The organism is uncultured Gimesia sp., from assembly GCF_937910335.1.
GTDB lineage: Bacteria > Planctomycetota > Planctomycetia > Planctomycetales > Planctomycetaceae > Gimesia.
Map to the genome: position 1 here is coordinate 1 of NZ_CALEMX010000066.1, position 2,679 is coordinate 2,679.

Annotated in this window: 3 protein-coding genes; all 3 read left to right on the forward strand. The window is 52.1% G+C overall.

Features of this window, described 5'->3' with window-relative positions:
• Nucleotides 1–701 (forward strand): FAD binding domain-containing protein (locus Q0668_RS02655; protein ID WP_298859663.1); only part of this gene is annotated, 701 nt, incomplete at its 5' end.
• A 72-nt stretch (nucleotides 702–773) separates the two neighbouring features.
• Nucleotides 774–1,280 carry a (2Fe-2S)-binding protein gene (locus Q0668_RS02660; RefSeq protein ID WP_298859665.1) on the forward strand — a complete coding sequence of 169 codons (507 nt, stop codon included), beginning with the start codon at nucleotides 774–776 and terminating at the stop codon, nucleotides 1,278–1,280.
• A partial coding sequence (locus Q0668_RS02665) for a molybdopterin cofactor-binding domain-containing protein (protein WP_298859667.1) occupies nucleotides 1,280–2,679 on the forward strand: 1,400 nt, incomplete at its 3' end. The genes Q0668_RS02660 and Q0668_RS02665, both read left to right, overlap by 1 nt.

Genomic DNA, 2,679 nt, shown 5'->3' on the forward strand with positions numbered 1-2,679 from the left:
AATTGATGGTATTGGAAGTGAACGATGAAGGTCTGCGACTGGGGGCCGCCGTTCCCTGTTACCAAATTTATGAACATCCGGGAATTCTGGAGCACTATTCAGCGATTTCCGACAGTAGCAATATCATTGGTGGCATGCAGATTCAGAACCGGGCCAGCGTCGGGGGAAATCTGGCGAATGCTGGTGCTGCCGCCGATTCAACGCCCGCATTGATTGCTCTGTCTGCAACGGTTGTCATTACCGGTCCCTCGGGAACACGCGAGATACCCGTCGATGAATTTTGCACCGGACCGGGTCAGAATGTGCTGGAAACAGGCGAAATCATTGTGGAACTTCGATTTCCTCCACGCCCCGCTCAGAGTGGATCTCACTACCGTCGATTCATTCCCCGTAACGAGATGGATATCGCCGTTGTGGGAGTTGGTGCTTCTGTCGTGTTGGATGAGAGTGGCGAGAATTTTGTATCCGCCCGCATTGGTCTGGGCGCGGTTGCCGCCAAGCCATTTTATGCTCAGGAAGCCAGCGAGATTTTAGCCGGCCAACCGGTGAATGATGAAACGATTCAAAAGGCAGGTGCCGCGGCTCGTGCTGTGATTCACCCGATCACTGATATGCGGGGAACAGAGGAGTTTCGTAATCATGTGACGGGAGTTTTAACCGAGCGTGTGGTGAAAAAAGCAGTCGAACGTGCCCGTGGATAATTCATTGCAGCTTATGATGAAACTGACTCGATAATCAATTCTAAATCAGACTTTTTTAATAAGGACTTTTCGATGGCGAAGAAACGGATCGTAACCGCGACTATCAATGGCCGTGAAGAGGAGTTCCTCTGCCAGCCCCGGCAGACCTTACTCGAAATATTGCGTGATACACTCAGCCTGACCGGCGCCAAAGAAGGCTGCTCCAACGGCAACTGTGGTGCTTGTACTGTGCTGGTTGATGGCCGCGCGGTCAATACCTGTATGGTTCTGGGTGTGGAAGCAGAAGGAGCTGACATCGAAACGATCGAAGGTCTGGCCCCTGGTGACGGGCTGGATCCCATACAGGAAGCCTTTCTGGGAAATGCCGCCTTACAGTGTGGCATTTGTACTCCCGGATATATTATGGCAGCCAAAGCATTTCTGGATGAGAACCCGAATCCGACTGAAGAAGAAATTCGATTTGCGATGGCCGGGAATTTGTGTCGCTGCACAGGCTATGACAAAATAGTGCGTGCGATTCAAGAAGCTGCAGAAAAAAGAGCGGGTCAACCTGCCTCATGTCAGAAGGAGACTGTCTAATGGCGACCATTGATGAGACAAAATCAGCAGAAGGAAGTGGTGACACTCCCAAATATAAAGTGATTGGGACACGTCCGATCCGTCACGATGGCGCCGACAAGGTGACGGGACGTGCCTTGTATGGTGCGGACATCAAAGTCAAAGGCATGCTTTATGGCGCGATTCATCGTAGTCCGCATGCACATGCCAATATCAAATCGATTGATACCTCCAAAGCAGAAGCGCTGCCGGGCGTACGCGCGGTTGCTACCAGTGCTGATTTACCGGAACCCGGAGATAAGGTTGCGGAGCTGGGAGAAGGTTCGGTGGTGCTGAACCATTTGAGCAGTAACAATCTGGCCCGCACTAAAGTGCTATATAAAGGTCACTCCATCGCCGCGGTTGCCGCTGACAATATTCATATTGCCCGGGAAGCGGCCAGTCTGATCGAAGTAGAATACGAACTCCTGCCACCGGTTCTGGATGTGCTGGAAGCGATGTCAGATGAAGCGCCGGTACTGAATCCGGATGTACGCACCGAAGAGGTTGCCAGCGGAGAGAAAGGGGACAAGCCTACGAACGTTGCCAAGCGTTTCCTTTTTGAAAAAGGGGATATCGAAAAAGGTTTTGCTGAAGCCAAATATGTAGTTGAACGCGAATTTCGCACATCGACCGTGCATCAGGGGTATATTGAACCGCATGTGGCAACCGTTTTATGGAATAACGATGGTCAGATCACCGTTTGGACTCCGACTCAGGGTACATTTTCCGTTCGACAACAAGTGGCAGAATTATTAGACGTACCTTTAGCGCGCGTGAAAGTTGTTCCGGCAGAGATCGGTGGAGGTTTTGGTGGCAAAATTTCCGTTTATCTGGCCCCGGCGGCTGCCGTCCTGTCGCGTAAATCAGGGGCTCCCGTCCAACTGGTGATGGACCGGGCTGATGTATTACAGGCAACGGGACCAACTCCTGGATCGTATATCAAAATCAAAATGGGCGTCGACGCGGAAGGACACCTTACCGCCGCTGAAGCCTGGATGGCGTATGAAGCGGGTGGTTATCCCGGCGCTCCCATTGGTGCAGGGGCGATGTGTGTTTTCTCCTGTTACGATATTCCCAATGGACGTGTGGAAGGCTACGACGTTTGCGTCAACAAACCACGAACGAACGCCTATCGAGCCCCAGGAGCTACGAACGCTGCCTTTGCGACTGAAGGTGTCGTGGACGAACTCTGTGGAAAACTGGGAATGTCACCCATTGATTTTCGATTACTCAATGCCTCTAAGGAAGGGACACGTCGGATTGACGGTGTCGTCTATCCGCGAGTCGGTCTGGTCGAAACTCTAGAAGCCATTAAAGAGAGCGAGCACTTCAAGACTCCGCTCACAGGGAAAAATCAGGGGCGGGGCATTGGTTGCGG